This window comes from Ruegeria sp. YTSC230, from assembly GCF_059609665.1.
Genome location: NZ_JBXWMC010000003.1, coordinates 379,449 through 404,225, shown reverse-complemented (window position 1 = coordinate 404,225; position 24,777 = coordinate 379,449). Strand labels below are relative to the sequence as shown.

The following is a 24,777-nucleotide window of genomic DNA, read 5'->3' as shown; positions in this document are numbered from 1 at the left end:
GTCTGCCAACAAACAAGTCACGCGTATGCCCCGGCCGAATAGGTTAGTTCATAAGAATGACTGTATAGCTCAAATACGTTTCCAAACGGATCTTCCATGTAGACCATGCGATAGGGTTTGTCGCCTGGGTAGTATTTGCGAACCTGCTTCATTCGCTGTTTTCCACCGAGCTCTTCGATGATCTTGACCCGTTCTTCAAGGTTGTCATCCTGAACACAGAAATGGAACAACCCGCGACGCCAATATTCGAACGGCCTCTCTTCTTCGATCGTGTTTGGAAACTCGAAGAGTTCAATACCTATACCATCCCCCATCGAAAGATGAGCAATCCGAAATGAACCCCAGCCTTCTCCAAAAACATCGTCACACATCTGACCTATGGCACTATCGTCATGCAGCACTTCGGTGGGCTCCATAAGCACATAAAGTCCAAATGCCTTAGAATAGAATTCCACCGCTTTTTCCAGGTCTGGAACGGTTACTCCGATGTGTGAAAAGGTTAGTGCAGACATTTTTAGATACTCCTCGTTCCGCAGCAAACAAGAGAAAGGGCATCAGCACCCTTGCCGATACCCCAGAAATAGTGCGCTTGTTTCTATCTCCACGTCCAGAACGAAGCAAAGGTCCGCTTTGGTCCGACCAGAAGAGATTTAACGTGGGCTGCGTTTCGCCAAAATCCGCTGCAATGTCCGGCGGTGCATGTTCAGGCGCCGTGCGGTCTCGGAAACGTTCCGGTCGCACAGCTCATAGACCCGCTGGATATGCTCCCAACGGACGCGGTCCGCACTCATGGGGTTTTCTGGTGGTGGGGGCAGTTCGTCGCCCTTGGCCAGTAGCGCATTGGTGATGTCCGTGGCGTCGGCGGGTTTCGACAGGTAATCCGTGGCGCCGATCTTGACCGCAGCAACGGCGGTGGCAATCGCACCGTATCCGGTCAGGACCACAACCCGGCTGTCAGGGCGCTTTTCGCGCAAAACTTCGACCACATCCAGACCGTTGCCATCTTCGAGACGCAGGTCAACGACCGCGTAGGCGGGCGGGCGGGCGGTGGAAATGGCGCGGCCTGCGGCGACGGAACCTGCGGTTTCAACCTCGAACCCGCGTTTTTCCATCGCTTTTGCCAGACGTCTCAGAAACGGTTCGTCATCGTCCACCAAAAGCAGCGTTTTATCGGGGCCGATGTCGAGGTCAGAGCTGTCCGCCATATTCTGTTCTTTCCGCTATTTCACGCCTTTGGCTTAACCATGAGTAATAGCAGCGCCATCCCAAAGGTCAAACAACCCGTCGTTTTCTAGATTTTGTCGAGGAAACACCCAACCTTGTCGGCCATTTGCTCGGCGGTGTCGTCCCGGTTGAAGAATTCGATGAACCCATCCTCGGGCGTGACAAGATAGGTAAAGGTCGAGTGGTCTACCAGATAGTACTCATCGCTTTTGTCATGGGCCTTGTAGTAAGTTTTGTAGGCCTTGCTGGCGGCCTTGACCTGCTCAGGCGTGCCGGTCAGCGCGATGGTCTTGCCGCCCAGGTTAAAGGCATAATCGGCCATCACTTCGGTCGTATCGCGATCCGGGTCAATTGAAATGAACAAGGGCGTCACGGACTGGCCACGCTCGGCCAGAATGTCCACAGCCTCGGCATTACGTGACATATCGAACGGGCAGACGTCGGGGCAGAAGGTATAGCCGAAGTATACCAGCGTCGGCTCGGTGATCACATCGGTATCGGTGACTGTTTCGCCCTTGCCGTTGAGCAGTTCAAAAGGCCCGCCGATGGCCGCCGTCCCGCCAGCAATCTGACTGGTCCGGCATTGTGCGAACTTGTCATCTGATCCGGCACCGCGCGTCAGCAGCCACATGGCCCCCAAGCCCACGGCCAGAACAACGGTTGCGAGGATGGCATAAAGACGGACCATGACATCAATCCTGACGTAAGAGGGGTTGTTGATCGTTTCGGCCGGGACACCTATCAAGAAGTTCAGCCGATGCAACAGGACATAATCGACCGATGGCAAATTCCAACATCACATTATGGCGCGGTCAGGAACGCAGCAGCTGGATTCGGCTGCGCACCCTGATCCTGTTGCGCTGGGTGGCTATCTTCGGCCAGATCACGGCGATCACGGTCGCGCAGCAAACTTATGACATCCAGCTGGACGCAACGCTTTGCTACCTGGCGATTGGCGTCTCGGTCATGGGGAATCTGACTGCAATTCTGCTGTTTCCCCGCAACAAGCGCCTGTCCGAGTTCGAGAACTTCCTGATGGTGCTGTTCGACCTGCTGCAACTGACCATTTTGCTGTACCTTACAGGCGGGCTGAACAACCCGTTTGCGCTGTTGCTGGTGGGGCCTGTCACGATTTCCGCGAGCGTCATGAGCACCCGGTCAACCCTGATAATCGGCGGCGTTGCCATTGCCTTGACAACACTTCTGGCCGAATTCCACCTGCCTTTACGCACCGCATTGGGGGCAGAACTGGACATCCCAGATATTCTACTGTTCGGAAACTGGGCCGCAATCGTCATCGCAATTGTCTTTCTGGGCGCGTATTCGCATCGCGTCAGCTCAGAGGTACAATCTATGTCCGAAGCGCTGGCCGCCACCCATATGGCGCTTGCACGCGAACAGAAGCTGACCGATCTAGGCGGCGTGGTCGCCGCCGCCGCGCATGAGCTGGGTACGCCGCTGGCAACGATCAAACTGGCGAGCTCCGAGTTGATTGAGGAATTGGATGACCGGCCCGACCTTATCGAGGACGCCGCCCTGATCCGCGAACAGGCGAACCGTTGCCGCGATATCCTGCGAGACATGGGCCGGGCGGGCAAAGACGACCTGCATCTGCGTCAAGCCCCGCTTTCTACCGTGGTGCATGAAGCTGCCGAGCCGCATATCAACCGAGGCAAGACCGTTCATTTCTTCGAAGGCCCGGCCGAGGATGGCGATGTGCAGCAGCCCTCGATCCTGCGCAAGCCCGAGATCATTCACGGCCTGCGCAACTTGATCCAGAACGCGGTGGATTTTTCGCGCGGAAATGTCTGGGTCGAGGCGGAATGGTCCACCAAACAGATCACCGTCAGCATCATGGATGACGGTCGTGGATATCCGTCGCAGATGATTGGCCGGATCGGCGATCCCTTCATGCGCCGCCGCCGCAGCGAGACCGAAAAAAGGACCCGTCCGGAATATGAAGGCATGGGTCTGGGTCTTTTCATTGCCAAAACGCTGCTTGAACGCAGCGGAGCAGAGCTGGATTTTGCCAACGGATCGGACCCATACCAAACCCTGTCGGATAACCCCGAACGCCGGGGTGCGATCGTCAAGGTGACCTGGCCCCGTAACCTTGTGGATGCGCAAACCGGCGATACGCCTGTGCCTTCAGGTGTAAACCAACGGTTCCAAACCTGATCTGACACGGGCTAACATTGGTTAAGACCCCGTTAACTATTAAGGCGCATAGTACCGCTTCTTGGTTTCGCGCACCGGAGGGCGCATGGTCGACTGGATCATTCTGGCCATCATCGGCCTTGTTTCCGCAAGTCTTGCCGTGCAGTGGCTGTTGCCCCGCAGGCGGGAACGGGGGGACAACTTTGGGCTGTCCTCACCTGCCTCCTTGTTTGATGCGGCATTCCTGTTTGATGGTGACCGGCTTATCAGTCACTCGGACATCGCGTTGGAAGGGTTCGAGCAGGTCCGTGATTGGGCCGATCTGTGCCGGCTGCTGCACAGGGATTTTCCAACATTCCCCGAAACACCTGATCAGGTCCGGCGTGAAGGCAACCTGGTCATCCCGGCCATCGATTGCACGGTTGAACGCGATGTTCTGTGCGAATGGATAGACGGAATTGTACGCGTTCAGCTGCGCGACCGTACCGATTGCCCCACGATAACTCAAATCGCATCAAATGATCCAAACCGCCTTGCCATGGAAAAAGCGCCCTACCCTGTCTGGCTGTTGGATCATCAGGGCGATGTGCGCTGGTGCAATGCTGCTTATGTTTCGCTGGTGCGCAAAGTACGGGATCAGGACACGGACCTGACCGCACCATTGTTTCCGGTCCCCGATGCCGACCAACGGCTAAGTGCAAAGGCGCGGGTCTCAATTTCCTCCGAGTTCAGTGAAAACAAGCTGTGGTTCGATCTGACGTTAGTAGATCACCCCGAAGGGCACTTGTCTTATGCCGTGGACATCAACGCAATCGTCGAGGCGGAGGTGGCGCAGCGCAAATTCGTTCAGACCATGACCAAGACCTTCGCGCAATTGCCCATCGGGCTGGCTATTTTTGACCGCAACCGCCAGCTGGCATTGTTCAACCCGGCCCTGATCGACCTGACCACCCTGCCCCCGGATTTCCTAAGCTGCCGCCCCAGCCTGTCCAGCTTTTTCGATCGCTTGCGGGATCAGCACATGATGCCCGAGCCCAAGAATTACCGCAGCTGGCGTAGTCAGATGAACGACCTTCTAGAAGCGGCAGAAGACGGGAACTATCAAGAAACTTGGTCCCTGCCCTCCGGCTCGGTTTACTCGGTCAGTGGGCGCCCGCACCCGGACGGAGCGGTTGCTTTTCTGTTCGAGGACATCACTGCCGAGATCACTCTGACCCGCCGGTTCCGGTCAGAAATGGATCTGATGCAATCCATTCTGGACAAACTGGCCGATGCCATCGCCGTCTTCAGTGACGATGGTACGCTGGCTTTTACCAATTTCGCCTACCAACAGCTTTGGGGTGATACTGGCGACGCAGGCTTTGACGCGGACTCCGTTCTTGAGGTGACCAAAAGCTGGCAGGAACATTGCACCGCGACACCGATCCTTGGCGAAATTCGCGATTTTGTAGAGGCGCGGGAAAATCGCGCGGAATGGTCAGGCGTGATCTATCTGCGAAACGGTATCCAGGTGTTGTGCACGGTCAGCCCAATGCAAAACGGGGCCACCATAGTTCGTTTCTCGGTGGATCGGGATGCATTGATGCGGCAAGAGGCGCAGCAAATCAGCGCCTGAACCGGGTTGCAGCCAACCGGGCGCAAGGCCATTGTGGCGCCATGACCAATTCGCCCTGCACGATCACTTTGAATTCGCCCGAGGAAACAGCAGAATTCGCTGCCCGCCTCGGTGCAGAATTGAGATCTGGAGACATCTTGTTGCTTGAGGGCGAGATCGGCAGCGGAAAGACCCATTTTGCCCGCAGCCTGATCCAATCGCTGATGATCGAGCCCGAAGATGTGCCTTCGCCGACTTTCACCTTGGTTCAGGCTTATGACACGCCGGCCGGGGAAATCTGGCACTGTGACCTGTACCGCCTGAGCGCGGTTGAGGAGGTCGAAGAACTGGGCCTGACCGAGGCTTTCGAAACCGCAATCTGTCTGATTGAATGGCCGGATAAACTGGGCCCGCTGATGCCGGAGTCTGCGGCGAAGATATCCTTCGAAACAGACCCCAACATGACAGAAGCACGCCATCTGACCCTTCGCTGGTCAGACCCGAAATGGCCCGTGAAACTAAGGATTCCCGCATGACAAACCGCGCGGTATTGGCCGAAGCGTTGATCGCGCAGACCAAATGGTCAAATGCAAAGCACGCGCCGCTGGCCGGGGATGCATCGAACCGGCGGTACGAGCGGCTGACCGATCCGGAAACCGGCAAGACGGCGGTGTTAATGGATTCACCTCCGGGCAAGGCAGAAAATGTCGAAGATTTTGCCCGCATGTCCGAATACCTGCGGTCCCTTGGTCTGAGCGCGCCCGAGATTTATGCCGAGGATACGCATTACGGCTTTCTGCTGCTCGAAGATCTCGGCGACGACCTCTTCGCGCGCGTGCTTGCGCAGACCCCCAGCATGGAGCGTGCGCTTTATGAGGTCGCGACGGATGTTCTGATCGACCTGTACAACGCGCCAAGCCTTTCTTTGCGATCCTATGATCCGAGTTTGATGACCGAGCTGGCCGCGTTGTCCTTTACCAAATACGCGCAGGCCGTGCAGGGCACGCACGACGCCGATGCGCGTAACCGATTTGAAAACCGGTTCTCGGACATTCTGCACCGGGAAACTTCGGGGTCCAAAGTTGTTGTGCTGCGCGATTACCACGCTGAAAACTTGATCTGGTTGCCGGATCGCGACGGGGTTCAGCGCGCTGGTCTGTTGGACTTTCAAACCGCCATGCTGGGCCATCCGGCCTATGATCTGGTATCTTTGTTGCAGGATGTGCGTCGCGATGTGTCACTCGGAACCGAGATGCAAATGGTGAATCGCTATATCGTGGCGACTGGGGTGAATGATCATGACTTCCGCACCGCCTATGCGGTGTTGGGTGCTCAGCGAAATCTGCGTATTCTGGGCGTCTTTGCCCGGCTGGCAACCGAATACGGCAAGCCCAGCTATGTCGATCTGATTCCGGCGACTTGGGCCCACCTGATGCGGGATCTCGAACATCCCGCACTGGTAACCATCGCCAATCTGTTGCGCGAGGCCTTGCCCGCACCCACCCCTGAAAATCTGGACAGGCTCCGACAGAAATGACCCAAGACCCCGAAGCCGTCATGCTGTTTGCAGCCGGGTTTGGCACCCGTATGGGCGCATTGACCGAAAATCGGCCCAAACCACTGATCAAGGTCGCCGGTCGACCCTTGATAGACCACGCGTTGGATCTGGTGAATGACCTGCAACCCAAGCGTATCGTGGCCAACCTGCATTATCTGCCAGATCAGCTTGAGGCTCACCTGGTCCCAAAAGGTGTTCAGCTTTCCCATGAAACGCCGGAGATTCTTGAGACTGGCGGCGGAATACGCGCCGCTTTGCCCCTGCTTGGTTCGCACCCGGTTTACACCCTGAACCCAGACGCGATCTGGTCAGGACCGAACCCTTTGACGATGCTCCGCGAGGCGTGGAACCCCGATCACATGGACGCGCTGTTGATGTGCGTACCGGTGGATCAGACTGTCGGGCACACGGGCAAAGGCGATTTCACAGCAGATGAGAACGGACGGATCGTGCGCGGCGGCAGTTTGATCTATGGCGGTGCGCAGATCATGAAATCCGAAGGGTTGATGGATATCCCTGAGAAAGCGTTCTCACTTAACGTGCTATGGGACCGGTTGCAGCGGCAGGATCGTCTGTTTGCGCTCACCTATCCCGGCCGCTGGTGCGATGTCGGCCACCCCGAAGGGATTGCACTAGCCGAGGGGTTGATTGCCGATGTTTGAACCCAGCCCAGCTCCGCGCGTTTTTGCCGTTCCGCCCGGTTCGGACTTCCCAAAAATGCTGGTTCAGGGGCTGCAAGATCGCAGTGCAGCGCATCCGCCCGAGATGCTGGCGCGCGTTCAACTGGTCGTCAATACAAGGCGTATGGCCCGGCGCGTCCGCGACCTGTTTGACCAAGGCCCGGCGTGCCTTTTGCCGCGTCTTTCACTGGTTACCGATCTGGGGGAAAGCGTCGATCTTGCGCAGATACCTCCGGCGATTCCACCGCTGCGGCGCAGGTTAGAGTTGACGCAGTTGATCGCTAAGCTGTTGGAACAACAGCCTGATCTGGCTGCACGGTCTTCACTTTTTGACTTGTCCGACAGCCTAGCCGCGTTGATTGATGAGATGCAGGGCGAAGGTGTTTCGCCCGACGCGATCCGGAATTTGGATGTCAGTGACATGTCCGGGCATTGGGAAAGGGCGCAAAAGTTCATCGGAATTGCCGATCAAATCATAGACTCAGGCCCAGATGCGCTGGATGTTCAGGCCCGGCAGCGGCTTGTGGTGGAAAACCTGATAGAACGTTGGCAAGTCGCTCCGCCGCAGCATCCGGTTATCCTTGCCGGGTCAACCGGGTCTCGCGGAACCACTCTGATGCTAATGGAGGCGGTCGCGCGCCTGCCGCAAGGCGCGTTGATCCTGCCGGGTTACGATTTCGATCAGCCCGACCGCGTTTGGCAAGGACTGGACGATGCGCTGACATCGGAAGATCACCCGCAGTACCGGTTCCGCAAGCTGATGTCACGGCTTGGTTTGGAGCCAGATCAAATCATGCCTTGGACGGGTGATCAACCACCCTCGCCTGCTCGCAACCGCTTGGTTTCGCTGGCTTTACGCCCGGCGCCAATCACTGATGCATGGATGTCCGAAGGCCCGCAACTGACCGATCTGGATGGCGCCACAAAGGACGTGACACTGGTCGAGGCGCAATCGCCCAGATCCGAGGCCCTGGCCATCGCACTGCGCCTTCGCCAGGCAGCCGAAACCGGCCAAACTGCCGCGCTAATCACACCTGACAGGATGCTGACCCGCCAAGTCAGCGCTGCTTTAGATCGCTGGAACATCCTTCCCGATGACAGCGCTGGTCTACCGCTGCAACTATCGCCGCCCGGCCGGTTTCTGCGTCACGTGGCGGGGCTTTTCGCACGGCGTCTGGATGGCGAGGCATTGTTGACCCTTCTGAAACACCCGCTGTGTCATGATGGTGACGAGCGCGGCGCGCATTTGCTGCACACGCGGGACCTTGAACTAGATTTGCGCCGACATGGCCCGCCTTTCCCGGACAGCGCTAGCCTGACCGCTTTTGCAATCCGCAAAGAAGTTCCCGAGGACTGGGTACGTTGGCTAAACTCCCATTTCTGCGATCAACAGATCGCGGGCCAACTCCCATTGACGGATTGGGTTGCCAGACTGCGCATCTTGGCCGAGGCGATTTCGGCGGGCGCGTCAGGGGAAACAGGCACGCTCTGGGACAAGAACGCAGGCCAAAAGGCGCAAGGCGTCCTAAGCGCACTGGAAAAAGAGGCACAACACGGCGGCCCGATGACCGCCCATGATTTCGCCGACCTGTTGGGTGCTTTGCTCGCGGGCGAAGAGGTCCGGGATCGCGACGCCCCGCATCCACACATCATGATCTGGGGCACGCTTGAGGCGCGCGTGCAAGGGGCAGATTTGCTTATCTTGGGCGGCCTAAATGAAGGCAGCTGGCCCGAGGCCGCCGCGCCAGACCCCTGGCTGAACCGCCAGATGCGCGACAAGGCCGGACTTTTGCTGCCCGAACGGCGGATCGGCTTGTCGGCACATGACTTTCAACAAGCCATCGGCGCGCCCGAGGTCTGGCTGACCCGTGCCAAGCGGTCCGATGACGCAGAAACCGTTCCATCACGCTGGCTGAACCGCCTGACGAACCTGCTGCACGGCTTGCCGGGGCAGGGCGGGCGTGAGGCACTGTCAGAAATGCGCAACAAAGGCCGGCAATGGCTGCAATGGGCGGAACAGCTTGAAGTCGCGCCGCATATCGAACCGGCAACGCGCCCATCTCCGCGGCCGCCAGTGGCATCGCGCCCAAATCGGCTGAGCGTGACGGAAATCAAACGGCTGATCCGCGATCCTTATGCGATTTTCGCCAAACATGTGCTGCGCTTGAAACCGCTGGACCCTTTGGTGCAAGCGCCGGATGCCTTGTTGCGCGGGATCGTGATTCACGAAATTCTGGAACATTTCGTCAAAGACAGTGTTCTGGACACCGCCTTGTTGACCCGCGAAAACTTTTTGAAACGCGCGGAAACCTTGTTGGATCAACATGTTGCGTGGCCCACAGCGCGTAAACTGTGGCTGGCGCGGTTGGAACGCATCGCGGATGATTTTCTGGCCGCTGAAATCGCGCGGCGAGGGGACGGGGGACCAGTCGCCTTCGAGGCGGCGGTGAAACTTGTGCTGACGCCCCTGGATTTCACCATCGCGGGGCGCGCCGACAGGATAGATCGCAACAAACGCGGCGCGTTGCGGATAGTTGACTACAAGACAGGAACGCCCCCGACGGAAAGCCAGCAGTCCAAGTTCGACAAACAGTTGCTGATCGAAGCCGCGATGGCCGAAGAGGGCGGTATCGACGGTTTCGACCCTTCTCCCGTGGCCGAGGCGATTTTCATTGGTATGGGCGGCACTTACAAAGAAGTACCCGCGCCGCTGTCGAAAGAGCCGCCAGACAAGGTTCTGGCCGAGCTAAAAGAGTTGGTTTCTGCCTATTTAGAGCCTGAGCAAGGGTTTTCATCCCGTCGAATGTTGCACAAGGATTCGGATGTGGGTGACTACGATCAACTGGCCCGGTTCGGGGAATGGGACCGCACTGATGACACAACGCCTGAGGACCTGACATGATCGCCCGCAACGACGCAACCGAGCGGCAGGTACAGGCCGCGCGGCCCGACGCCTCGACCTGGTTGGCGGCCAATGCAGGCTCTGGAAAAACGCGGGTTCTGACTGATCGGGTGGCGCGTCTGTTGTTGGGCGGCGTGCAGCCACAGCATATCCTTTGTCTGACATACACCAAGGCCGCCGCCAGCGAGATGCAAAACCGGTTGTTTGATCGCCTCGGACAATGGGCAATGAAGGATGATGTCGGCCTTCTTTCCCAACTGACCGATCTGGGTGTTCCGGGAGTTATTGACCCCGAACGGCTGGCACAGGCCAGAACGTTGTTTGCACGCGCGATCGAAACACCCGGTGGCCTGAAGATCCAGACGATCCACTCGTTCTGCGCTTCACTGCTACGGCGTTTCCCGCTTGAAGCCGGGGTCAGCCCGCAATTTTCAGAGATGGAGGACCGCGCGGCGGCCCTTTTGCGTGAAGAGATTGTCGAAGATTTCGCCGCAGGTCCCCAAGCCAATTTGATCGAAGACGTCGCGCGGTTTGTCACCGATACTGGGTTCGACAAACTCACCGCGGCCATCACCCAGAAACGCAACCTGTTTGCGCAGCCGCTGGAATGGGCCGATGTGCTGCAGCAGTTTGAACTGGCCAACGGATTCGATGAAGACGCTTTGATAGGATGTGTGTTTTTGGGCGGCGAAGTGGAATTGATCCGGTCGATCCTGCCGGCGCTTTCTGAAAGCGGCGGCAATAACGCCAAGGCGGCCGATAAGCTGGCAGCGTTTACCGAGGCTCGCGTCAGCAGCCTGCCAATTCTGGAAAGTGTATTTCTGACCGGAAAATCCGCCAAAGAACCTTTTACGGCCAAAATCAACAGTTTCCCCACCAAAGCTCTGCGAGAAGACGTGCTGGTGGACCAGATGCCCCAGCTCGAAGCATTGATGCTGCGGGTCGAGGCCGCGCGCGAAAATCGGCTGGCCCTGGTGGCCGCGCGCAAGACAATGGTGCTGCACCGCTTGGCTGCGGCGTTTTTGCCGGAATATGAGCGGCGCAAGCAACTACGCGGCTGGTTGGACTTTGACGACCTGATCCTACGCGCGCGGCAGGTGCTGAATGATCCGGCGGTTGCCGAATGGGTGTTGTACCGGCTGGATGGCGGCATCGACCACATTCTGGTGGACGAAGCGCAGGATACCAGTCCCGATCAGTGGGATGTGGTCGAAAAACTAGCGCAGGAATTTACCAGCGGGGAAGGGGCCCGGTCCGGGGTTGAACGCACGATTTTCGTGGTCGGTGACAAAAAGCAGTCGATCTATTCCTTCCAAGGCGCCGATCCGCAGGCATTCGATCTGATGCAGGCTGAGTTTGGGCGGAAGCTCTCTGAATCAGGCTCTAAATTGTGGGATTCCACGTTAGAATACTCATTCCGATCCTCCAGCGCGATCTTGTCCTTGGTCGACATCCTGTTTGAAAACCGCGCTGAGGCCGGGTTTCACAAGGAAAGCCAGCACCGCGCGTTCAAGGCGGATCTGCCGGGCCGAGTTGATCTGTGGCCCGTGGTCGAAAAGATCGAAGACGATGACGATACCGACTGGACCGATCCGGTAGATCGGCCCGGCGCGCGGCATCATACCGTCATTCTGGCCGAGAAGGTGGCGCAGTCGATCAAGGCAATGATCGAACAGGGTGAGACAATCCCCGAGGATGGCGAAACGCCCGGCACATTTGTACGGCGGAAGGTTCAACCGGGGGATTTTCTGATCCTCGTTCAGCGCCGCTCGGACCTGTTTGCCGAGATCATCCGCGCCTGCAAAGCCGCTGACCTGCCGATCGCCGGGGCAGACCGGCTGAAGGTCGGCGCGGAATTGGCGGTCAAAGACCTGGCCGCGCTGCTGAGCTTTCTGGCCACGCCCGAGGATAGCCTGTCGCTTGCCACAGTTCTGAAATCGCCGCTGTTCGGGTGGGGCGAACAACAATTGTTCGACCTGGCACATCGGCGCAAAGAACAGTTCCTTTGGGCGGCTCTGCGTCAACGCGCCGAAGAGTACCCTGAAACACTGGCCGTTCTGCACGACTTGCGCGGGCAGATCGACTTTCTGCGCCCCTACGACCTGATAGAACGCATCCTGACCCGCCATGATGGCCGTCGTAAACTGCTGGGCAGGCTGGGAGCCGAGGCGGAAGACGGGATCAACGCGCTGTTGTCGCAGGCATTGGCGTACGAGCGCACGGATATCCCAAGCCTGACTGGATTTCTGGTGTGGATGCAGACCGATGATCTGGAAATCAAACGGCAGATGAGCGGCGTCGGAAACATGATCAGGGTGATGACGGTGCATGGTTCCAAGGGGTTGGAGGCTCCGATTGTGATCCTGCCGGATACGGGCAAACGGCAAGCTCCGCGCGATGCCGAGATCATGGTGGCCGAAGGCACACCGCTTTGGAAAGTTCCGGCAGATGCTTCTCCGGCATTGATTGCGCGCGCGCGCGACGAAGCCCGAGCGAGGGAAGAAAATGAGCGGCTTCGCTTGCTTTATGTGGCTCTAACACGAGCTGAAAAGTGGTTAATCGTGGCGGCTGCCGGCGATGTCGGTAAGGATGGGACCAGCTGGTATCAGATGGTTCAAGCCGCGATGGAACGGGCAGGGGCGGTGGCACTGCCCGGCTCAGAAACCCTGCGATTGTCACATGGTGATTGGAACGCATCGCCGATTATTGAATCCGCAAAGACCTCAACTGCCGTGACGGACCTGCCAGCCCCGTTCCTGTCTCCCGCCACACCACCAGAGCCCGAAGCGGAAACGCTCAGCCCTTCAGATCTGGGCGGCGCCAAGGCTTTGCCCGGCGATGCAGGTCACGACGAAGAAGTGGCAAAGTTGCGCGGCACACGATTGCACCTGCTGCTGGAACACTTGCCTTCGGTCACGCGGGAAGACTGGCCGCAGCTTTGCGCGCGGGTTCTGCCCGATATGCAGAACGCGGAACGGCAAGAGCTGATGGATGAGGCATGCGACGTTTTGACTGCGGCGCATCTTCGGCCTGTCTTTGCCGCCGGCGCCTTGGCTGAGGTGCCCGTGACAGCCGACCTGAACGGACGCCGCATGCACGGGGTGATCGACCGATTGATCGTCACCGATACCGAGGTTCAGGTCATTGATTTCAAAACAAATGCAACGGTTCCCAACAGTGCAGAGACATGCCCTGAGGGGCTTTTGCGACAGATGGGGGCGTATGCCAACGCCTTGTCGCAGGTCTATCCGAACCACGAAATCCGCACCGCGATCCTATGGACCAGAAAAGCAGATCTGATGTGGCTGCCACACGATCTTGTGACGCACGCCCTGTCGCGCACCCAGATATCTTGACCTTGGATTGCCCGGCCCCTACGTTCTGTTCCCGAGATACCCCATTCAGGAGACAGAATATGTCGACCGTTGCCGTTACCGACGATACCTTTGACGCCGAAGTCAAAAACTCTGATGTCCCCGTTGTGGTGGATTTCTGGGCCGAATGGTGTGGCCCCTGTAAACAAATCGGCCCCGCTCTGGAAGAACTAGCCAACGAATACGGCGGCAAAATCAAAATTGCCAAGGTAGACGTGGACAGCAACCCAAACGCCGCTGCCGCCATGGGTGTGCGTGGCATTCCTGCTCTGTTCATCTTCAAGGACGGTCAAGTCGTGTCGAACCGCGCCGGTGCGGCACCCAAGGCCGCACTGCAAAGCTGGATCGACGAATCCATCTGATCCGATGTGATCGGTTTTGATCAAGGGCGTCCGAATTTGGGCGCCCTTTTTTGTGATTGGCTTAATTGGGCCGTCAATACAGGGAAAGCAAATGGCGAAAACACGGGTTCTGGTGGAATTCGGGATGGGCACATCCCTGCGGCGCGAGGATTACACTGAGGCCGCCCTGCGCGCGATCAAGGATGCGCTGTGGCATAACTCGGTGAACATGGCCGAGCTGTTTGGGTTTCCGAAAGAGGCGATGATCATCGACGCCGAAGTGGGTGTGCAGCAGCCCGACAAGGTCGATACCGATATGCTGAAGGCGATCTTTCCGTACGGCCAGCCTAACATCACTGTGACCAAGGGCGGATTGGATATTGATAAACCCCACACCGATGGCCGCACCGTGATCGCCAACGCCGCCGTCATCGTTTCATTCGATATGGAGCCCGCCCAATGACCGAAAAACGCATCATTCTGGAAATGGGCACCGGCAACGATCTTTATGGTCAGGACTACACCAAAGCCGCCTGTCGCGCCGTGCAGGACGCGCTGCATCATTCGTCGATCACGCTGTTTTCCAAGCTTGGAATCGATCACAAGGAGATGCGGGTTCAGGTGACCATTGCCGTTCAACAACCTGATGAGGTTGACTGTGACAAGGTCGCCGCTGATCTGCCAAGGGGCCGCGCCGAAGTGCGGGCCGTCAAGGGCGGGTTGGATGTCGTGGATGACGCCGCTGGCACGCGCCATGTCATCGCCACAGCCGCGATCGAGGCGTTTTTGCCGGATCAGGCTGGTAAATACGTGCAAAGCTGACAAAGAAAAAGCCGCTCGGATACCCGGGCGGCTGCTTCAAATTCTGGTTCTGATTGCGGGATCAGATTTTTGCGATGTCCGCGCGCGCCAGACCGATGTCTTCCAGCTGTGCGTTGCTCAGACCCGACAGAATCTTGCGCGTCTTGCGGTTTTCGTACCGCTCAACAGCGGAGTCGAAGACATTGATGAATGCATCCACTACGTGCAGGATAGTAGCTGCTCCGAGTGGGGCATGGATGTTTGCAGTTGTTGCCATGTTCCCAGTCCTTGTATCTGAAACAGCCGACCCGTTGTCGGTTGTGAGCCTCATGTAGTCCCACGGGCGGGGACTCACAATTGCTGGTCTGGTAACCCCGGTTTGCGTTTTGTGCATATCTTTTGGGCAGTTGTGCAACGGGTTGCGCCGATCCCGCGCCCGGCCCATATATAGCGACTGAGAACACGGAGGCTTTCATGGCGGACAGCGATTTTCCCGGATGGCACGGGACCACGATCATTGGTGTCAAAAAAGACGGGCAAGTCGTTATTGCCGGGGACGGACAGGTCAGCCTGGGCCAGACCGTGATCAAAGGCACTGCGCGCAAAGTGCGTCGTCTGTCGCCGGGCGGATTTGAAGTTGTCGCCGGGTTTGCGGGATCAACCGCAGATGCGTTTACCCTGCTGGAACGGCTTGAGGCAAAACTGGAAGCAACACCCGGTCAACTGGCCCGTGCCTCGGTCGAGCTGGCCAAGGACTGGCGCACCGACAAGTACCTGCAAAAGCTTGAGGCAATGCTGATCGTCACTGACGGCAAAGACCTGTTGGTTATCACCGGGGCGGGGGATGTGCTTGAACCGGAACACAACGTGGCCGCTATTGGATCGGGCGGGAACTTTGCCCTGGCCGCTGCGCGGGCAATGATGGGCAGCGATAAGCCCGCTGAAGAGGTCGCGCGCGAAGCCATGGCGATCGCCGCGGACATCTGCGTCTATACCAATGGAAATCTGACGGTTGAGACGATCTAGGCCAACAACGCCGAGATATCTTTCCCCTTCCAGCGCCGGTACATGCCGACCAGCCCAAGTAGGGCGGTTGCGATGACGATGTAATAAGGCAGGCGGATGTCGATGCTCATCAATCCGCCGCCGACCAGGGACATGACACCACCGGCAAGGCAGAAGACCGCCGTCGTAACGCCCATGACCCAACCCTGATCCGCTTCGCCAACGCTGGATGAAAACAGGCCCAGCAGGGTCGGGTAGGCGACGCCGAAGAAGAAATAGAAGAAGAAGACCGGGACGTAGCTCAGAACGCCGCTGGGGCTGAAGGCGAAGCCAAAGCCGCAGATCACCATAACCACCAATGAGGTGTGGATGATGGAGTGTTTGCTGAACCGCTCTTGCGCCGGTTTCACAAGGAATGTGCTGGAAAACGCCAGCGCAAAGCCGATGACCACCATCGCCATGCTGCCACCGATCACGCCGTAGCCCCATGCACTGGTCAGAAAGTTGTCGACGAAGACGTAGAACGTGACGTTGGCAATCATGAACAATGCGTAGACGGGCAGGATTTTCAAAACCATCGGATGTTCCCGCACTGCGATCAAGCTGTCGGTGATATCACGTGGACGGAATACGAAAGCCGCGCGTTCGGTGCGGGTGTCCTTGAAGTAGACGCTTACCAGGAAGATGGCGATCAACACCAGAACAAACGCGCCGTAGAACGGCATCTTGAGCGTGGCATAGCTGCCCAGTATCGCCGCGTCGGATAGAACAGCTCCGATAATCGGGCCGCCGACCAGACCAAAGCTGACGCCGGTGATGATATACCCCATATTGCGGTCACGGTCGGCGGCATCGGTACTGCCGTCGATCATCGCCGCTTGCGCAATGGGCTGATTGCCTGCCGTAAAGCCTGTGATCGACCGACCAACGATCAGCAGAAGCAAACTGTTAAGGTAAAGTGCAGTGATGGTGATGGCATAACCGGCCAGCGCCCCACCTAAACACACCAACAAAGCATTCTTACGCCCGATGGAGTCCGACACTTTCGAGACATAGACCACACCCAAAAACCAGGACAGAAAGAAACACCCGATCACCAACCCATAGTAGAAATGGCGCTGGCCCATAGATGTGCTTTCCGGCAGGAACCCGGATTTTGTTTCCATGATCAGAGAGTTGATGATGGGAAAGACCAGCCCTTGTCCGATCAGATCCACAAATACCACGAACAATAACGTAATCTTGGCAATCTTCGTCATGATACACACCTTGGAACTGGTTCCTTGAGGTGAGTGTAACAGACAGGTGCTATGGCACCTAACGCCTTGTCAGAGGCCGGTAATTTACCGGCCTCCGGGCGCAATTCGTCGTTGGGTTACGAAAGCGCTGCAACGCCCAGCGGAACGCCGGCAACGTCACACCAGATGTAAACTTCGTTATAGCCCGAGATATCCATGGTCGGCGGTACCGCATAAGACTGCTTGCCTTTCAGGTTCAGCAACGCCCCCAGTTTCGAGTTGGGGTCATAGGTGCCGTCCTTGCCGAAGGCCACGCGCGGGTCCGGACCGTTATCCAGCGAAAAGTCATCACCCAGCTCAACGATATAGCGCTCACCGTCCTTGACCACTTTGACCGAACCGGTGGTGATATGTTTCGAGCGGCCCTCGAATGTGCCCTTTTTCTTGGCACCGCCGGCGGCAGCGACATTGGCGCTGGCCAGTGTCAGAGCGGCGCCCGTTGCAGCGGCATTCAAAAAGAGCGAACGACGAGTCATCATGATGTGGGTCTCCATTTCAAAGTGCAGGCGAACTTGCCCGTCGACGCAGACTATGCGCAGCTATTTTCTGTCTGGCGATTCACATCACCACGATTTTCCGTGTGCAGACCGTGTGTTGGCGTGAGTTTTTCGTGATCAGCTTGTGTTTTTGTGGCTTATGATTAGGTTCCGGTGCGAAACAATTGGATAGAACTCACATGACCGACCTGACCCCGCGCGAAATCGTCTCGGAACTGGACCGTTTCATCATCGGGCAGAAGGATGCCAAACGGGCCGTAGCCGTTGCGCTGCGCAACCGCTGGCGGCGCAAGCAGTTGGCTGACGACATTCGGGACGAGGTCTATCCGAAGAACATCCTGATGATCGGCCCCACCGGCGTCGGCAAGACCGAGATTAGCCGTCGTCTGGCCAAACTGGCCCGCGCGCCCTTCATCAAGGTTGAAGCCACCAAATTCACCGAAGTGGGCTATGTCGGTCGTGACGTGGAACAGATCGTGCGCGATCTGGCCGACGCCGCCATCCTGCAAACCCGCGAATACATGCGCGAGGATGTCAAAGCCAAGGCGCATCAGGCCGCCGAAGACCGCGTGATCGAGGCCATTGCAGGCACCGATGCCCGCGAAGGCACACGCGAGATGTTCCGCAAAAAGCTGAAAGCGGGCGAGCTGGATGATACGGAGATCGAGCTGGAGCTGTCCGACTCGTCGAACCCGATGCCAATGTTCGATATTCCCGGCCAGCCCGGTAGCCAGATGGGGATGATGAATCTGGGCGATATCTTCGGCAAGGCCTTTGGCGGGCGTACCGTGAAACGAAAAATGACCGTCTCGGAAAGCTATGAAGCGCTGATCGGGGAAGAGGCCGACAAGCTGCTGGATGATGAGATCGTTAACCGCATCGCGCTGGAATCCGTTGAACAGAACGGCATCGTGTTCCTGGATGAGATCGACAAGGTCTGCGCCCGCACTGACGCGCGGGGCGGCGATGTCAGCCGCGAAGGCGTACAGCGCGACCTGTTGCCTTTGATCGAAGGCACGACAGTATCCACCAAGCACGGCCCGGTCAAAACCGACCATATCCTGTTCATCGCGTCGGGTGCGTTCCATATCGCCAAACCGTCGGACCTGCTGCCGGAACTGCAGGGCCGCCTGCCGATCCGCGTGGAATTGCGCGCACTGACCGAAGAAGACTTCGTGCGCATCCTGACCGAAACCGACAACGCCCTGACCCGTCAATACACCGCTTTGATGGGCACCGAAGAAGTCACGGTCAGCTTTACCGATGACGGAATCGCGGCCCTTGCGCGTATCGCAGCTGATGTGAACCAAAGCGTCGAAAACATCGGTGCGCGTCGTTTGTACACGGTGATGGAGCGCGTGTTCGAAGAGCTGTCCTTTACCGCGCCCGATCAGGCCGGAATTTCGATCACGGTTGATGCCCAATTCGTGGACGACAATCTGGGCGAATTGACCAAATCCACCGACCTCAGCCGTTACGTTTTGTAACATCGCCAGCCGGTTTTTGCCGCTTTGGCAGCGTTGTGCCGCTGGACGCCGGGCCAGAATGAGATAGCGTAGTCGCAATTCACCCAGAGGGCTGACCAGTGCTGCGCTATTTAATAATTCTGATTACGTCCCTGCCGCTAAGTGCCTGTGTCGATCGGACAGTAACCGAGATTGTTCCATCGGCCGTAACTGTCGGAACGCCTGAGAAGATATTCGCAGCCACGACGCGAGCGCGTGAAGCAAACGGAACTTATGGATTCAAACGTGGGGAAGCTCTGAAGTTTTTGGAAACAACAGTGTCGATCCCGCCATCACACACACCGGGAACATTGAAATTCTCTTATGCGAACCCGAACCCGAAAAAAGAATTTGTTCTTACAAATGTGACCGAACTGGGCGGGCCAAAGGGTTTACGCGAACATTTGCGCGGCGAAGACGATGTTACGATTTTTGTACACGGCTACAACTCGACCCAAACCGAGACGATTTTCCGCGCGGCCCAGCTGACCCATGACATTGGTCTTCCCGGCTCCACGCTGGTTTACTCCTGGCCTAGCCGCGCGACAGGGTATGGATATGCCTACGATCTCGACAGTATGTTGTTCGCACGAGACGGGTTGGAGCAGACGATCCGTGACCTGAAATCAATGGGTGTCAAACGCATTATTCTGGTCGCGCATTCAATGGGTGGTGCCCTGTCAATGGAGATGATGCGACAGGCTGAACTACAAGAACCGGGCTGGGCCAACAGGAACATCGAAGGGGTCATCTTGATTTCCCCTGATCTGGATGTCGACGTGTTTCGGTCGCAGATGAAGCGTATTAAGAACCCACCAGATCCTTTCCTGGTTATGGTTTCGCAAAAAGACAAAATTTTGAATATCTCCGCTCGCCTTCGCGGAACGGATGAGGGCGAGAGATTGGGCAGGATCAGTTCGCTGGAAACACTCGAAGAGTTCCCGATAAACGTGATTGATACAACTGCGTTCAACAAAGACGCCGAGTCTTCGCATTTCGTTGCCGCCACTTCTCCAGCACTCTTGTCAATTCTCAGTTCGTTGCGACGCGTCAATAACACGTTCGGACGCGAAGACAGGCCCGGCATCGATATACTGGTTCCGCCCAGCGAGCGTAATCCAGACGGTGCCACTGAAATCGTTCTGACAGAAACAGGGCAGGCTCAGGTCACTACCCCGTGACGCAGTTTAGCTTGCGTCAATATTTTCGGGACAACGCGACCTGGTTGGGCGCGGGGGTTTTGCTGACCTTTCTGTCCAGCTTTGGGCAGACCTTCTTCATCTCGATCTTCGCTGGAAACATTCGCGCGGAATTTGGTCTTGGGCACGGCGCGTGGGGCGGTCTTTACTCTTTGGGCACCACCGTTTCAGCCATCGTTATGATCTGGGCTGGCGGGCTGACAGATGTTTTCCGCGTCCGCGTATTGGGGCCCGCCGTTCTGGCCGGTCTGGCCGTGGCGGCAGTTGCCATGGCTGTGAACAGCTGGCTTGTCCTGTTGCCGCTGGTGGTCTTTTTGTTGCGCCTGTTCGGGCAGGGGATGAGTGTCCATCTGGCACAGGTCGCCATGGCGCGATGGTTCATCGTTACACGTGGCAAAGCCCTGTCGATTGCATCCGTCGGCTACGCGATTGGTGAGGCGCTGCTGCCGCTGGCATTTGTGGCCGCGATGGCGTTTCTGGACTGGCGGTGGCTATGGGTGATATCTGCAGCGATCGTCCTGACGGGCATACCCGTTCTAACGCGGCTTTTACGTCAGGAGCGCACGCCGCAGAGTCTGGCGGATGCGTATTCAGCGACAGGGATGCAGGGCCGCCATTGGACCCGGAAAGACGCGCTGTTTCACCCTCTGTTCTGGTTCATGGCCCCGACTATACTAGCCCCATCGGCCTTTATCACCGCGTTTTTCTTCCATCAGGTGCATCTTGCCCAAGTCAAGGGCTGGCAGCATATCGAACTGGTCGCCCTGTTTCCGGTTTTCACCGGCGTATCCTTGATTGGGATGTTTGCGGCTGGCTGGGCGCTGGACAAATGGGGCACCGCGAGGCTGATGCCTTTTTACCAAATCCCGATCGCAATTGGTTTTGTGATCGCAGGAATGACAAACTCAATCGGCGGGGCCCTGATTGCAATGATCTTTCTGGGCCTGACGGTTGGAGCAAACAACACGCTACCAAGCGCCTTTTGGGCGGAATTCTACGGCACTCGGCACATTGGGGCGATCAAGGCGATGGCTACAGCAGTTATGGTTTTGGGATCAGCAATCGGCCCCGGCCTGACCGGGATATTGATCGACGCCGGTATGCCGCTGAGCACGCAGTTCCTGTGGATCGGCGGTGTTTTCATACTTGTATGCCTGTCGGCTAAAATCGGAATTACGCGCGCTGTGCGCACGCTTTAACGCGTCCGGCGCAGATAGACGTAATAGGCCCCTTCGCCACCGTGGCTGATATGGGCCGGGGTCACCTGCAGAACCGCCTGTGCAAGCGGCGGCAACGCCAACCACTGCGGCACCTGGTTGCGTAACACGCCGCGTGGGGTCGGGATTGGGCCGGGTTCATCCCTGTCCTTGCCCTTTCCGGTGACAACCAGAACAAGGCGCTTACCCGACGCCTGGGCAGTTAGAATAAACCGGGTCAGCGCCGGATAAGCCGTGTCCATGCGCATGCCATGCAGGTCCAGTTTCCCTTCAGGCTTGATCTTGCCGCGTTTCATGCGGCCAAATGCCTTGGTGTCCATTTGCACCGGGCTGGTCCGCAAATTTTCACTGATCGAGGGCTTTAACGCATTTCGCACGGGTCTACCGGGCGCGTTTTGTCCGACCTCGAATGCCTCAAACCGGGGTTTTGGGGGTTTGTTCGGCTTGGGTTTGGGCAGTGTGACCGGGTGGACCGATTGTGGAATTTCGGGATGCAGCCGCTCAGCCTGTTTGGCAACCTTGCGCCACAGCTCGACCTCGTCTGCCGTCAATTTGCGTCGGGACATCAGAATTCATCCGGTAACAGGGCATAGGCCCGCTGGATCGGCAGCAGCAACACCATCCGCCCCGGATCCCTGAGGCGCCCGGCAGCCTTTCCCGCCTCGTCCCCCGTGCCAAAGAAGATATCCGCGCGCTGCGCCCCCTTGATCGCGGCACCGGTGTCCTGCGCAATCATCAACCTTCGCAACGGGGTCTTGCCGTCCTTTTCCACCCAAACAGGGGCACCCAGCGGCGTATGAGCCGGATCAGCTGCAATACTGCGCATCGTGGTGACCGACCGGTTCATGGCACCCAACGGCCCAAGCTCGGGCGCAACGCGCGAGACCTCGCGGAAGAACACGTAAGAAGGGTTGTGAAACAGCAACTCGGCCCCTGCTTCGGGATTTTTGCGGACCCATGCGCGGATCATCTGAGCACTAACCTCATGCGCACCCAGCGCACCCTGACGAATCAGCTCGGTCCCGATGGAACGATAGGGGTGACCGTTCGCGCCGCCATAGCCGACGCGCAAGGCACTGCCGTCTGGAAGGCGCACACGCCCCGAGCCCTGGATTTGCAGAAAGAACAACTCGACCGGGTCATCCACCCAGGCGATCTCAAGGCCGCGGCCCTGCATCGCGTCGCCCGTCAGGATTTCACGGCGGCTGAGCCAAAGCCCTTCGGCCCGCGCCTCCGGCGGCATTTTGTAGATCGGGTATTTGAACCGGTCGGTCCGGGTTTTGGACCCGTCTAGTTCAGGTTCGAAATAACCGGTGAACAGGGCCTCTTCTCCGTCCTCGACCAGAACTGGACGAAAGAACAGCTCAAAAAACGACCGCGCCGCGTCTGCGTCGTAGGTTCGGGCGACGCGACACAATGCCTGCCAATCCGGATCGTCCAGATCGCCGCAGGTGTTCAGAAATACCGAAAGGGCCGCCCCGTGATCGTCGGCAGCCCATCCATCCAGATCGTCAAAGGAAAGAATTGATCGCGTCGGTTCAGCGCTGGCGGCAGTGGTCATAACTGCCACCAGAAATAGCGACCGGAGCGCGCCAATCATGCGTCCGTGGCAACAAGCAGCCAGTTTGGATCATCAGCGCCCATGACACGGGCAAAGGTCCAGCTGTCCTTTTGGCGTTTAATAGTGTTTGGGTTGCCTTCGATGATATCACCGCCACGATCACGCACGACCGAGGTCAGCTCACCCACAAACCGCATGGTGATTTCCGCCTGGTTTGTGTCTTTGTCGAAGGTCGCATCCGCCAGCGCGGTTTCGCGCACGCCGACAAACTCAGCCTCGATGGTCAGACCCTGATCTTCGCGGGCCGCCACGACTGAAACGAATGTGTCAAACACCTCTTCGGACAGGAAGGGCTGGATTTCATCCAGATTGCCCTTTTCGAACCCCATGACGATCATCTCATAGGCTCCGCGGGCACCCTGCACGAATTCACCAACAGAGAATTCGGGCTCGACCCGCTTCATCGCGGCCAGCGTTTTCGCCTGTTCGCTGTCTTCGGCGACATGGTCTGTGATGTCATGATCCGGCCCGCCTTCGATCACCTCGAAGCCGCGACGCGACTTGTCCGCCTCGGGTTGCTGTTGAACAGGGGGTTTCTCAAAACCCTCACGTGTACCCAGCACGCTTTTCAGGCGCAGGATCAGGAAAACGGCAATTCCGGCCAGGACCAGCAACTGGATCATCGGTTCGTTCATTTCATCCTCTTTTCAGACCGCGACTTTGTATACGCGGCCTCATGCCACTATGTAGGTGACAGATCGTGGCAAGTCCACAGCCCGGCCTAAGGGAAAGGATAACGCAGATGTACTTGTTCTTGGCATTTTTGTTGGTGCCCATCATCGAGATCGCCCTGTTCATACAGGTCGGCGGCCTGATCGGACTGTGGCCGACGCTGGCGATAGTCGTTCTAACAGCCGTAATCGGCACGGTTTTGGTCAGGACACAAGGTCGCATGGCACTGGCTAACTTGCAGCGGTCCTTTGCTGAACTGGACGACCCGACCGAGCCTTTAGCCCATGGTGCCATGATCCTGCTGTCTGGTGTTTTGTTGCTGACGCCGGGGTTTTTCACCGATGCCATTGGATTTGCACTGCTTGTTCCGGGTATTCGGGTGGCCGTATTCAAATACCTGAAATCCAAGGCGACCATCACACAGTTCCAGATGGGCACCGGCGCGCAGTTCCGCACTGGTCCCACCCCGTTTGATCAGGATGACGTGATCGACGGAGATTTTACCGAAGTTCGCCCGCGTCAGAACCCCTCAAAGCCATCCAAATGGGTCGAAGGTCCACCCCAGCATTGAGGTGCCGCGCCCAACTTGCTAAGCAGTGGCAAATTTCATTTTCGGAGTAGATCCATGGCTGACGAAAGCCCTGCAGAAAACACCGCGGCACAGACCGCTCCTCAGATTCAGATGCGCGTTCTGGGACAGTTCATTCGCGATATGTCTTTTGAAAACGTGATGGCGCAAAAAGGCGTGTCTGGCGACGTTCAGCCCGAGATTGCCGTTCAGGTGAACCTGGACGCCAAAAAGCGCCCGACCGAGCATCAGTACGAAGTTGCCGTCAAACTGAACCTGACCTCGAAAGCTAAGGGCATGGAAGACATTCTGTTCCTGTGCGAGCTGGATTATTGCGGCCTGTTCCACATCGAAGGCGTGGCAGAAGACCAGTTGCACCCGTTCCTGATGATCGAGTGCCCGCGCATGCTGTTCCCGTTCCTGCGCCGCATTGTCAGCGACATCACCCGTGACGGTGGTTTCCCGCCGGTCAACCTGGACAATATCGACTTTGTTGCGCTGTACCGCAACGAGCTGATGCGCCGTCAGGCCGAAACCGAAAAAACCGAAGCCTAATCGGTACGA

25 protein-coding genes are annotated in these 24,777 nt (G+C 57.7%); 16 read left to right on the top strand and 9 right to left on the bottom strand.

Annotated elements, in window-relative coordinates; genetic code table 11:
* Nucleotides 1-17: 17 nt before the first annotated feature.
* From AC2FD9_RS09070 to AC2FD9_RS09060, 3 genes are all read right to left on the bottom strand, one after another.
* Nucleotides 18-512: a lactoylglutathione lyase family protein gene (locus tag AC2FD9_RS09070; protein ID WP_058275168.1), complete on the bottom strand. Its 495-nt coding sequence runs from the start codon at nucleotides 510-512 to the stop codon at nucleotides 18-20.
* A gap of 138 nt (nucleotides 513-650) precedes the next feature.
* Nucleotides 651-1,205, bottom strand: coding sequence for an ActR/PrrA/RegA family redox response regulator transcription factor (locus AC2FD9_RS09065; protein WP_058275167.1), 555 nt, complete (start codon nucleotides 1,203-1,205; stop codon nucleotides 651-653).
* A gap of 86 nt (nucleotides 1,206-1,291) precedes the next feature.
* A complete protein-coding gene (locus AC2FD9_RS09060) occupies nucleotides 1,292-1,912 on the bottom strand; it encodes an SCO family protein (protein ID WP_058275262.1) in 621 nt (206 codons plus the stop codon).
* A gap of 92 nt (nucleotides 1,913-2,004) precedes the next feature.
* Between AC2FD9_RS09060 and regB the strand changes: the two genes are divergently transcribed.
* From regB to AC2FD9_RS09010, 10 genes are all read left to right on the top strand, one after another.
* The gene (regB, locus tag AC2FD9_RS09055; protein WP_058275166.1) at nucleotides 2,005-3,402 is read left to right on the top strand and encodes a sensor histidine kinase RegB; all 1,398 of its coding nucleotides are present in this window, start codon (nucleotides 2,005-2,007) and stop codon (nucleotides 3,400-3,402) included.
* A gap of 85 nt (nucleotides 3,403-3,487) precedes the next feature.
* A complete protein-coding gene (locus AC2FD9_RS09050) occupies nucleotides 3,488-4,996 on the top strand; it encodes a PAS-domain containing protein (RefSeq protein ID WP_282170568.1) in 1,509 nt (502 codons plus the stop codon).
* Nucleotides 4,997-5,037: 41 nt separating this feature from the next.
* A complete protein-coding gene (gene tsaE / locus AC2FD9_RS09045; protein ID WP_496697624.1) occupies nucleotides 5,038-5,511 on the top strand; it encodes a tRNA (adenosine(37)-N6)-threonylcarbamoyltransferase complex ATPase subunit type 1 TsaE in 474 nt (157 codons plus the stop codon).
* Nucleotides 5,508-6,512: an aminoglycoside phosphotransferase family protein gene (locus AC2FD9_RS09040; RefSeq protein ID WP_282170570.1), complete on the top strand. Its 1,005-nt coding sequence runs from the start codon at nucleotides 5,508-5,510 to the stop codon at nucleotides 6,510-6,512. The genes tsaE and AC2FD9_RS09040 overlap by 4 nt, the downstream gene beginning before the upstream one ends.
* On the top strand, nucleotides 6,509-7,195 hold the full coding sequence (locus tag AC2FD9_RS09035) for a nucleotidyltransferase family protein (protein ID WP_496836453.1): 687 nt from the start codon (nucleotides 6,509-6,511) through the stop codon (nucleotides 7,193-7,195). Before AC2FD9_RS09040 ends, AC2FD9_RS09035 begins: the two co-directional genes overlap by 4 nt.
* The gene (addB, locus tag AC2FD9_RS09030; protein WP_496836451.1) at nucleotides 7,188-10,115 is read left to right on the top strand and encodes a double-strand break repair protein AddB; all 2,928 of its coding nucleotides are present in this window, start codon (nucleotides 7,188-7,190) and stop codon (nucleotides 10,113-10,115) included. Before AC2FD9_RS09035 ends, addB begins: the two co-directional genes overlap by 8 nt.
* Nucleotides 10,112-13,471, top strand: a complete 3,360-nt coding sequence (gene addA / locus AC2FD9_RS09025; RefSeq protein ID WP_496836449.1) for a double-strand break repair helicase AddA — start codon at nucleotides 10,112-10,114, stop codon at nucleotides 13,469-13,471. The genes addB and addA overlap by 4 nt, the downstream gene beginning before the upstream one ends.
* Before the next feature lie 59 nt (nucleotides 13,472-13,530).
* Complete coding sequence (gene trxA / locus AC2FD9_RS09020; protein ID WP_058275159.1) at nucleotides 13,531-13,851, top strand: thioredoxin; 321 nt, start codon at nucleotides 13,531-13,533, stop codon at nucleotides 13,849-13,851.
* 91 nt (nucleotides 13,852-13,942) lie between these two features.
* Nucleotides 13,943-14,293 (top strand): Lin0512 family protein, encoded by a 351-nt coding sequence (locus AC2FD9_RS09015; protein WP_496836448.1) that lies wholly within the window; start codon nucleotides 13,943-13,945, stop codon nucleotides 14,291-14,293.
* Complete coding sequence (locus AC2FD9_RS09010; RefSeq protein ID WP_496760759.1) at nucleotides 14,290-14,652, top strand: Lin0512 family protein; 363 nt, start codon at nucleotides 14,290-14,292, stop codon at nucleotides 14,650-14,652. Before AC2FD9_RS09015 ends, AC2FD9_RS09010 begins: the two co-directional genes overlap by 4 nt.
* Nucleotides 14,653-14,713: 61 nt before the next feature.
* On the opposite strand, the gene AC2FD9_RS09005 is transcribed toward AC2FD9_RS09010, so the two are convergent.
* Nucleotides 14,714-14,908, bottom strand: coding sequence for a DUF1127 domain-containing protein (locus tag AC2FD9_RS09005; protein ID WP_496760758.1), 195 nt, complete (start codon nucleotides 14,906-14,908; stop codon nucleotides 14,714-14,716).
* Between the two features lie 197 nt (nucleotides 14,909-15,105).
* Here AC2FD9_RS09005 and hslV point away from each other — a divergent pair, with 197 nt between their 5' ends.
* Nucleotides 15,106-15,657 carry an ATP-dependent protease subunit HslV gene (gene hslV / locus AC2FD9_RS09000; RefSeq protein ID WP_058279280.1) on the top strand — a complete coding sequence of 184 codons (552 nt, stop codon included), beginning with the start codon at nucleotides 15,106-15,108 and terminating at the stop codon, nucleotides 15,655-15,657.
* Here the strand turns inward: hslV and AC2FD9_RS08995 are convergent.
* Both AC2FD9_RS08995 and AC2FD9_RS08990 read right to left on the bottom strand, forming a co-directional pair.
* Nucleotides 15,654-16,895, bottom strand: a complete 1,242-nt coding sequence (locus tag AC2FD9_RS08995) for an MFS transporter (RefSeq protein WP_496836446.1) — start codon at nucleotides 16,893-16,895, stop codon at nucleotides 15,654-15,656. The genes hslV and AC2FD9_RS08995 overlap by 4 nt on opposite strands.
* Before the next feature lie 116 nt (nucleotides 16,896-17,011).
* Nucleotides 17,012-17,413 (bottom strand): DM13 domain-containing protein, encoded by a 402-nt coding sequence (locus AC2FD9_RS08990; RefSeq protein WP_058279372.1) that lies wholly within the window; start codon nucleotides 17,411-17,413, stop codon nucleotides 17,012-17,014.
* A gap of 197 nt (nucleotides 17,414-17,610) precedes the next feature.
* Between AC2FD9_RS08990 and hslU the strand changes: the two genes are divergently transcribed.
* The 3 genes from hslU (at nucleotide 17,611) to AC2FD9_RS08975 (ending at nucleotide 21,334) form a co-directional block, all read left to right on the top strand.
* Nucleotides 17,611-18,918 (top strand): ATP-dependent protease ATPase subunit HslU, encoded by a 1,308-nt coding sequence (gene hslU / locus AC2FD9_RS08985; protein WP_108860507.1) that lies wholly within the window; start codon nucleotides 17,611-17,613, stop codon nucleotides 18,916-18,918.
* Nucleotides 18,919-19,016: 98 nt separating this feature from the next.
* The gene (locus tag AC2FD9_RS08980; protein WP_496836443.1) at nucleotides 19,017-20,117 is read left to right on the top strand and encodes an alpha/beta hydrolase; all 1,101 of its coding nucleotides are present in this window, start codon (nucleotides 19,017-19,019) and stop codon (nucleotides 20,115-20,117) included.
* Nucleotides 20,114-21,334 (top strand): MFS transporter, encoded by a 1,221-nt coding sequence (locus AC2FD9_RS08975; RefSeq protein WP_496836441.1) that lies wholly within the window; start codon nucleotides 20,114-20,116, stop codon nucleotides 21,332-21,334. The genes AC2FD9_RS08980 and AC2FD9_RS08975 overlap by 4 nt, the downstream gene beginning before the upstream one ends.
* Here the strand turns inward: AC2FD9_RS08975 and AC2FD9_RS08970 are convergent.
* From AC2FD9_RS08970 to AC2FD9_RS08960, 3 genes are read right to left on the bottom strand one after another with little or no spacing between them, the layout of a single operon-like run.
* Nucleotides 21,331-21,918: a Smr/MutS family protein gene (locus AC2FD9_RS08970; protein ID WP_496836440.1), complete on the bottom strand. Its 588-nt coding sequence runs from the start codon at nucleotides 21,916-21,918 to the stop codon at nucleotides 21,331-21,333. The genes AC2FD9_RS08975 and AC2FD9_RS08970 overlap by 4 nt on opposite strands.
* A complete protein-coding gene (gene mltA / locus AC2FD9_RS08965; protein ID WP_282119802.1) occupies nucleotides 21,918-22,952 on the bottom strand; it encodes a murein transglycosylase A in 1,035 nt (344 codons plus the stop codon). The genes AC2FD9_RS08970 and mltA overlap by 1 nt, the downstream gene beginning before the upstream one ends.
* The gene (locus tag AC2FD9_RS08960) at nucleotides 22,949-23,608 is read right to left on the bottom strand and encodes a Tim44/TimA family putative adaptor protein (protein ID WP_282119801.1); all 660 of its coding nucleotides are present in this window, start codon (nucleotides 23,606-23,608) and stop codon (nucleotides 22,949-22,951) included. Before AC2FD9_RS08960 ends, mltA begins: the two co-directional genes overlap by 4 nt.
* A 107-nt stretch (nucleotides 23,609-23,715) precedes the next feature.
* On the opposite strand from AC2FD9_RS08960, the gene AC2FD9_RS08955 reads away from it, so the two are divergent.
* Together AC2FD9_RS08955 and secB are read left to right on the top strand one after the other, a co-directional pair.
* On the top strand, nucleotides 23,716-24,216 hold the full coding sequence (locus AC2FD9_RS08955) for an FxsA family protein (RefSeq protein WP_496836438.1): 501 nt from the start codon (nucleotides 23,716-23,718) through the stop codon (nucleotides 24,214-24,216).
* 54 nt (nucleotides 24,217-24,270) lie between these two features.
* Nucleotides 24,271-24,768, top strand: a complete 498-nt coding sequence (gene secB / locus AC2FD9_RS08950; RefSeq protein WP_472722495.1) for a protein-export chaperone SecB — start codon at nucleotides 24,271-24,273, stop codon at nucleotides 24,766-24,768.
* Nucleotides 24,769-24,777: the final 9 nt, after the last annotated feature.

Coding starts and splice junctions, on each gene's coding strand:
- hslV (WP_058279280.1), top strand. CDS start 15,106: ATGGCGGACAGCGATTTTCCCGGATGGCACGGGACCACGATCATTGGT.
- AC2FD9_RS09040 (WP_282170570.1), top strand. CDS start 5,508: ATGACAAACCGCGCGGTATTGGCCGAAGCGTTGATCGCGCAGACCAAA.
- AC2FD9_RS08960 (WP_282119801.1), bottom strand. CDS start 23,608: ATGAACGAACCGATGATCCAGTTGCTGGTCCTGGCCGGAATTGCCGTT.
- secB (WP_472722495.1), top strand. CDS start 24,271: ATGGCTGACGAAAGCCCTGCAGAAAACACCGCGGCACAGACCGCTCCT.
- AC2FD9_RS08995 (WP_496836446.1), bottom strand. CDS start 16,895: ATGACGAAGATTGCCAAGATTACGTTATTGTTCGTGGTATTTGTGGAT.
- AC2FD9_RS08955 (WP_496836438.1), top strand. CDS start 23,716: ATGTACTTGTTCTTGGCATTTTTGTTGGTGCCCATCATCGAGATCGCC.
- tsaE (WP_496697624.1), top strand. CDS start 5,038: ATGACCAATTCGCCCTGCACGATCACTTTGAATTCGCCCGAGGAAACA.
- addB (WP_496836451.1), top strand. CDS start 7,188: ATGTTTGAACCCAGCCCAGCTCCGCGCGTTTTTGCCGTTCCGCCCGGT.
- AC2FD9_RS09035 (WP_496836453.1), top strand. CDS start 6,509: ATGACCCAAGACCCCGAAGCCGTCATGCTGTTTGCAGCCGGGTTTGGC.
- AC2FD9_RS09010 (WP_496760759.1), top strand. CDS start 14,290: ATGACCGAAAAACGCATCATTCTGGAAATGGGCACCGGCAACGATCTT.
- AC2FD9_RS08990 (WP_058279372.1), bottom strand. CDS start 17,413: ATGATGACTCGTCGTTCGCTCTTTTTGAATGCCGCTGCAACGGGCGCC.
- AC2FD9_RS09015 (WP_496836448.1), top strand. CDS start 13,943: ATGGCGAAAACACGGGTTCTGGTGGAATTCGGGATGGGCACATCCCTG.
- AC2FD9_RS09005 (WP_496760758.1), bottom strand. CDS start 14,908: ATGGCAACAACTGCAAACATCCATGCCCCACTCGGAGCAGCTACTATC.
- AC2FD9_RS09065 (WP_058275167.1), bottom strand. CDS start 1,205: ATGGCGGACAGCTCTGACCTCGACATCGGCCCCGATAAAACGCTGCTT.
- AC2FD9_RS09060 (WP_058275262.1), bottom strand. CDS start 1,912: ATGGTCCGTCTTTATGCCATCCTCGCAACCGTTGTTCTGGCCGTGGGC.
- hslU (WP_108860507.1), top strand. CDS start 17,611: ATGACCGACCTGACCCCGCGCGAAATCGTCTCGGAACTGGACCGTTTC.
- AC2FD9_RS08970 (WP_496836440.1), bottom strand. CDS start 21,918: ATGTCCCGACGCAAATTGACGGCAGACGAGGTCGAGCTGTGGCGCAAG.
- addA (WP_496836449.1), top strand. CDS start 10,112: ATGATCGCCCGCAACGACGCAACCGAGCGGCAGGTACAGGCCGCGCGG.
- trxA (WP_058275159.1), top strand. CDS start 13,531: ATGTCGACCGTTGCCGTTACCGACGATACCTTTGACGCCGAAGTCAAA.
- regB (WP_058275166.1), top strand. CDS start 2,005: ATGGCAAATTCCAACATCACATTATGGCGCGGTCAGGAACGCAGCAGC.
- mltA (WP_282119802.1), bottom strand. CDS start 22,952: ATGATTGGCGCGCTCCGGTCGCTATTTCTGGTGGCAGTTATGACCACT.
- AC2FD9_RS09070 (WP_058275168.1), bottom strand. CDS start 512: ATGTCTGCACTAACCTTTTCACACATCGGAGTAACCGTTCCAGACCTG.
- AC2FD9_RS09050 (WP_282170568.1), top strand. CDS start 3,488: ATGGTCGACTGGATCATTCTGGCCATCATCGGCCTTGTTTCCGCAAGT.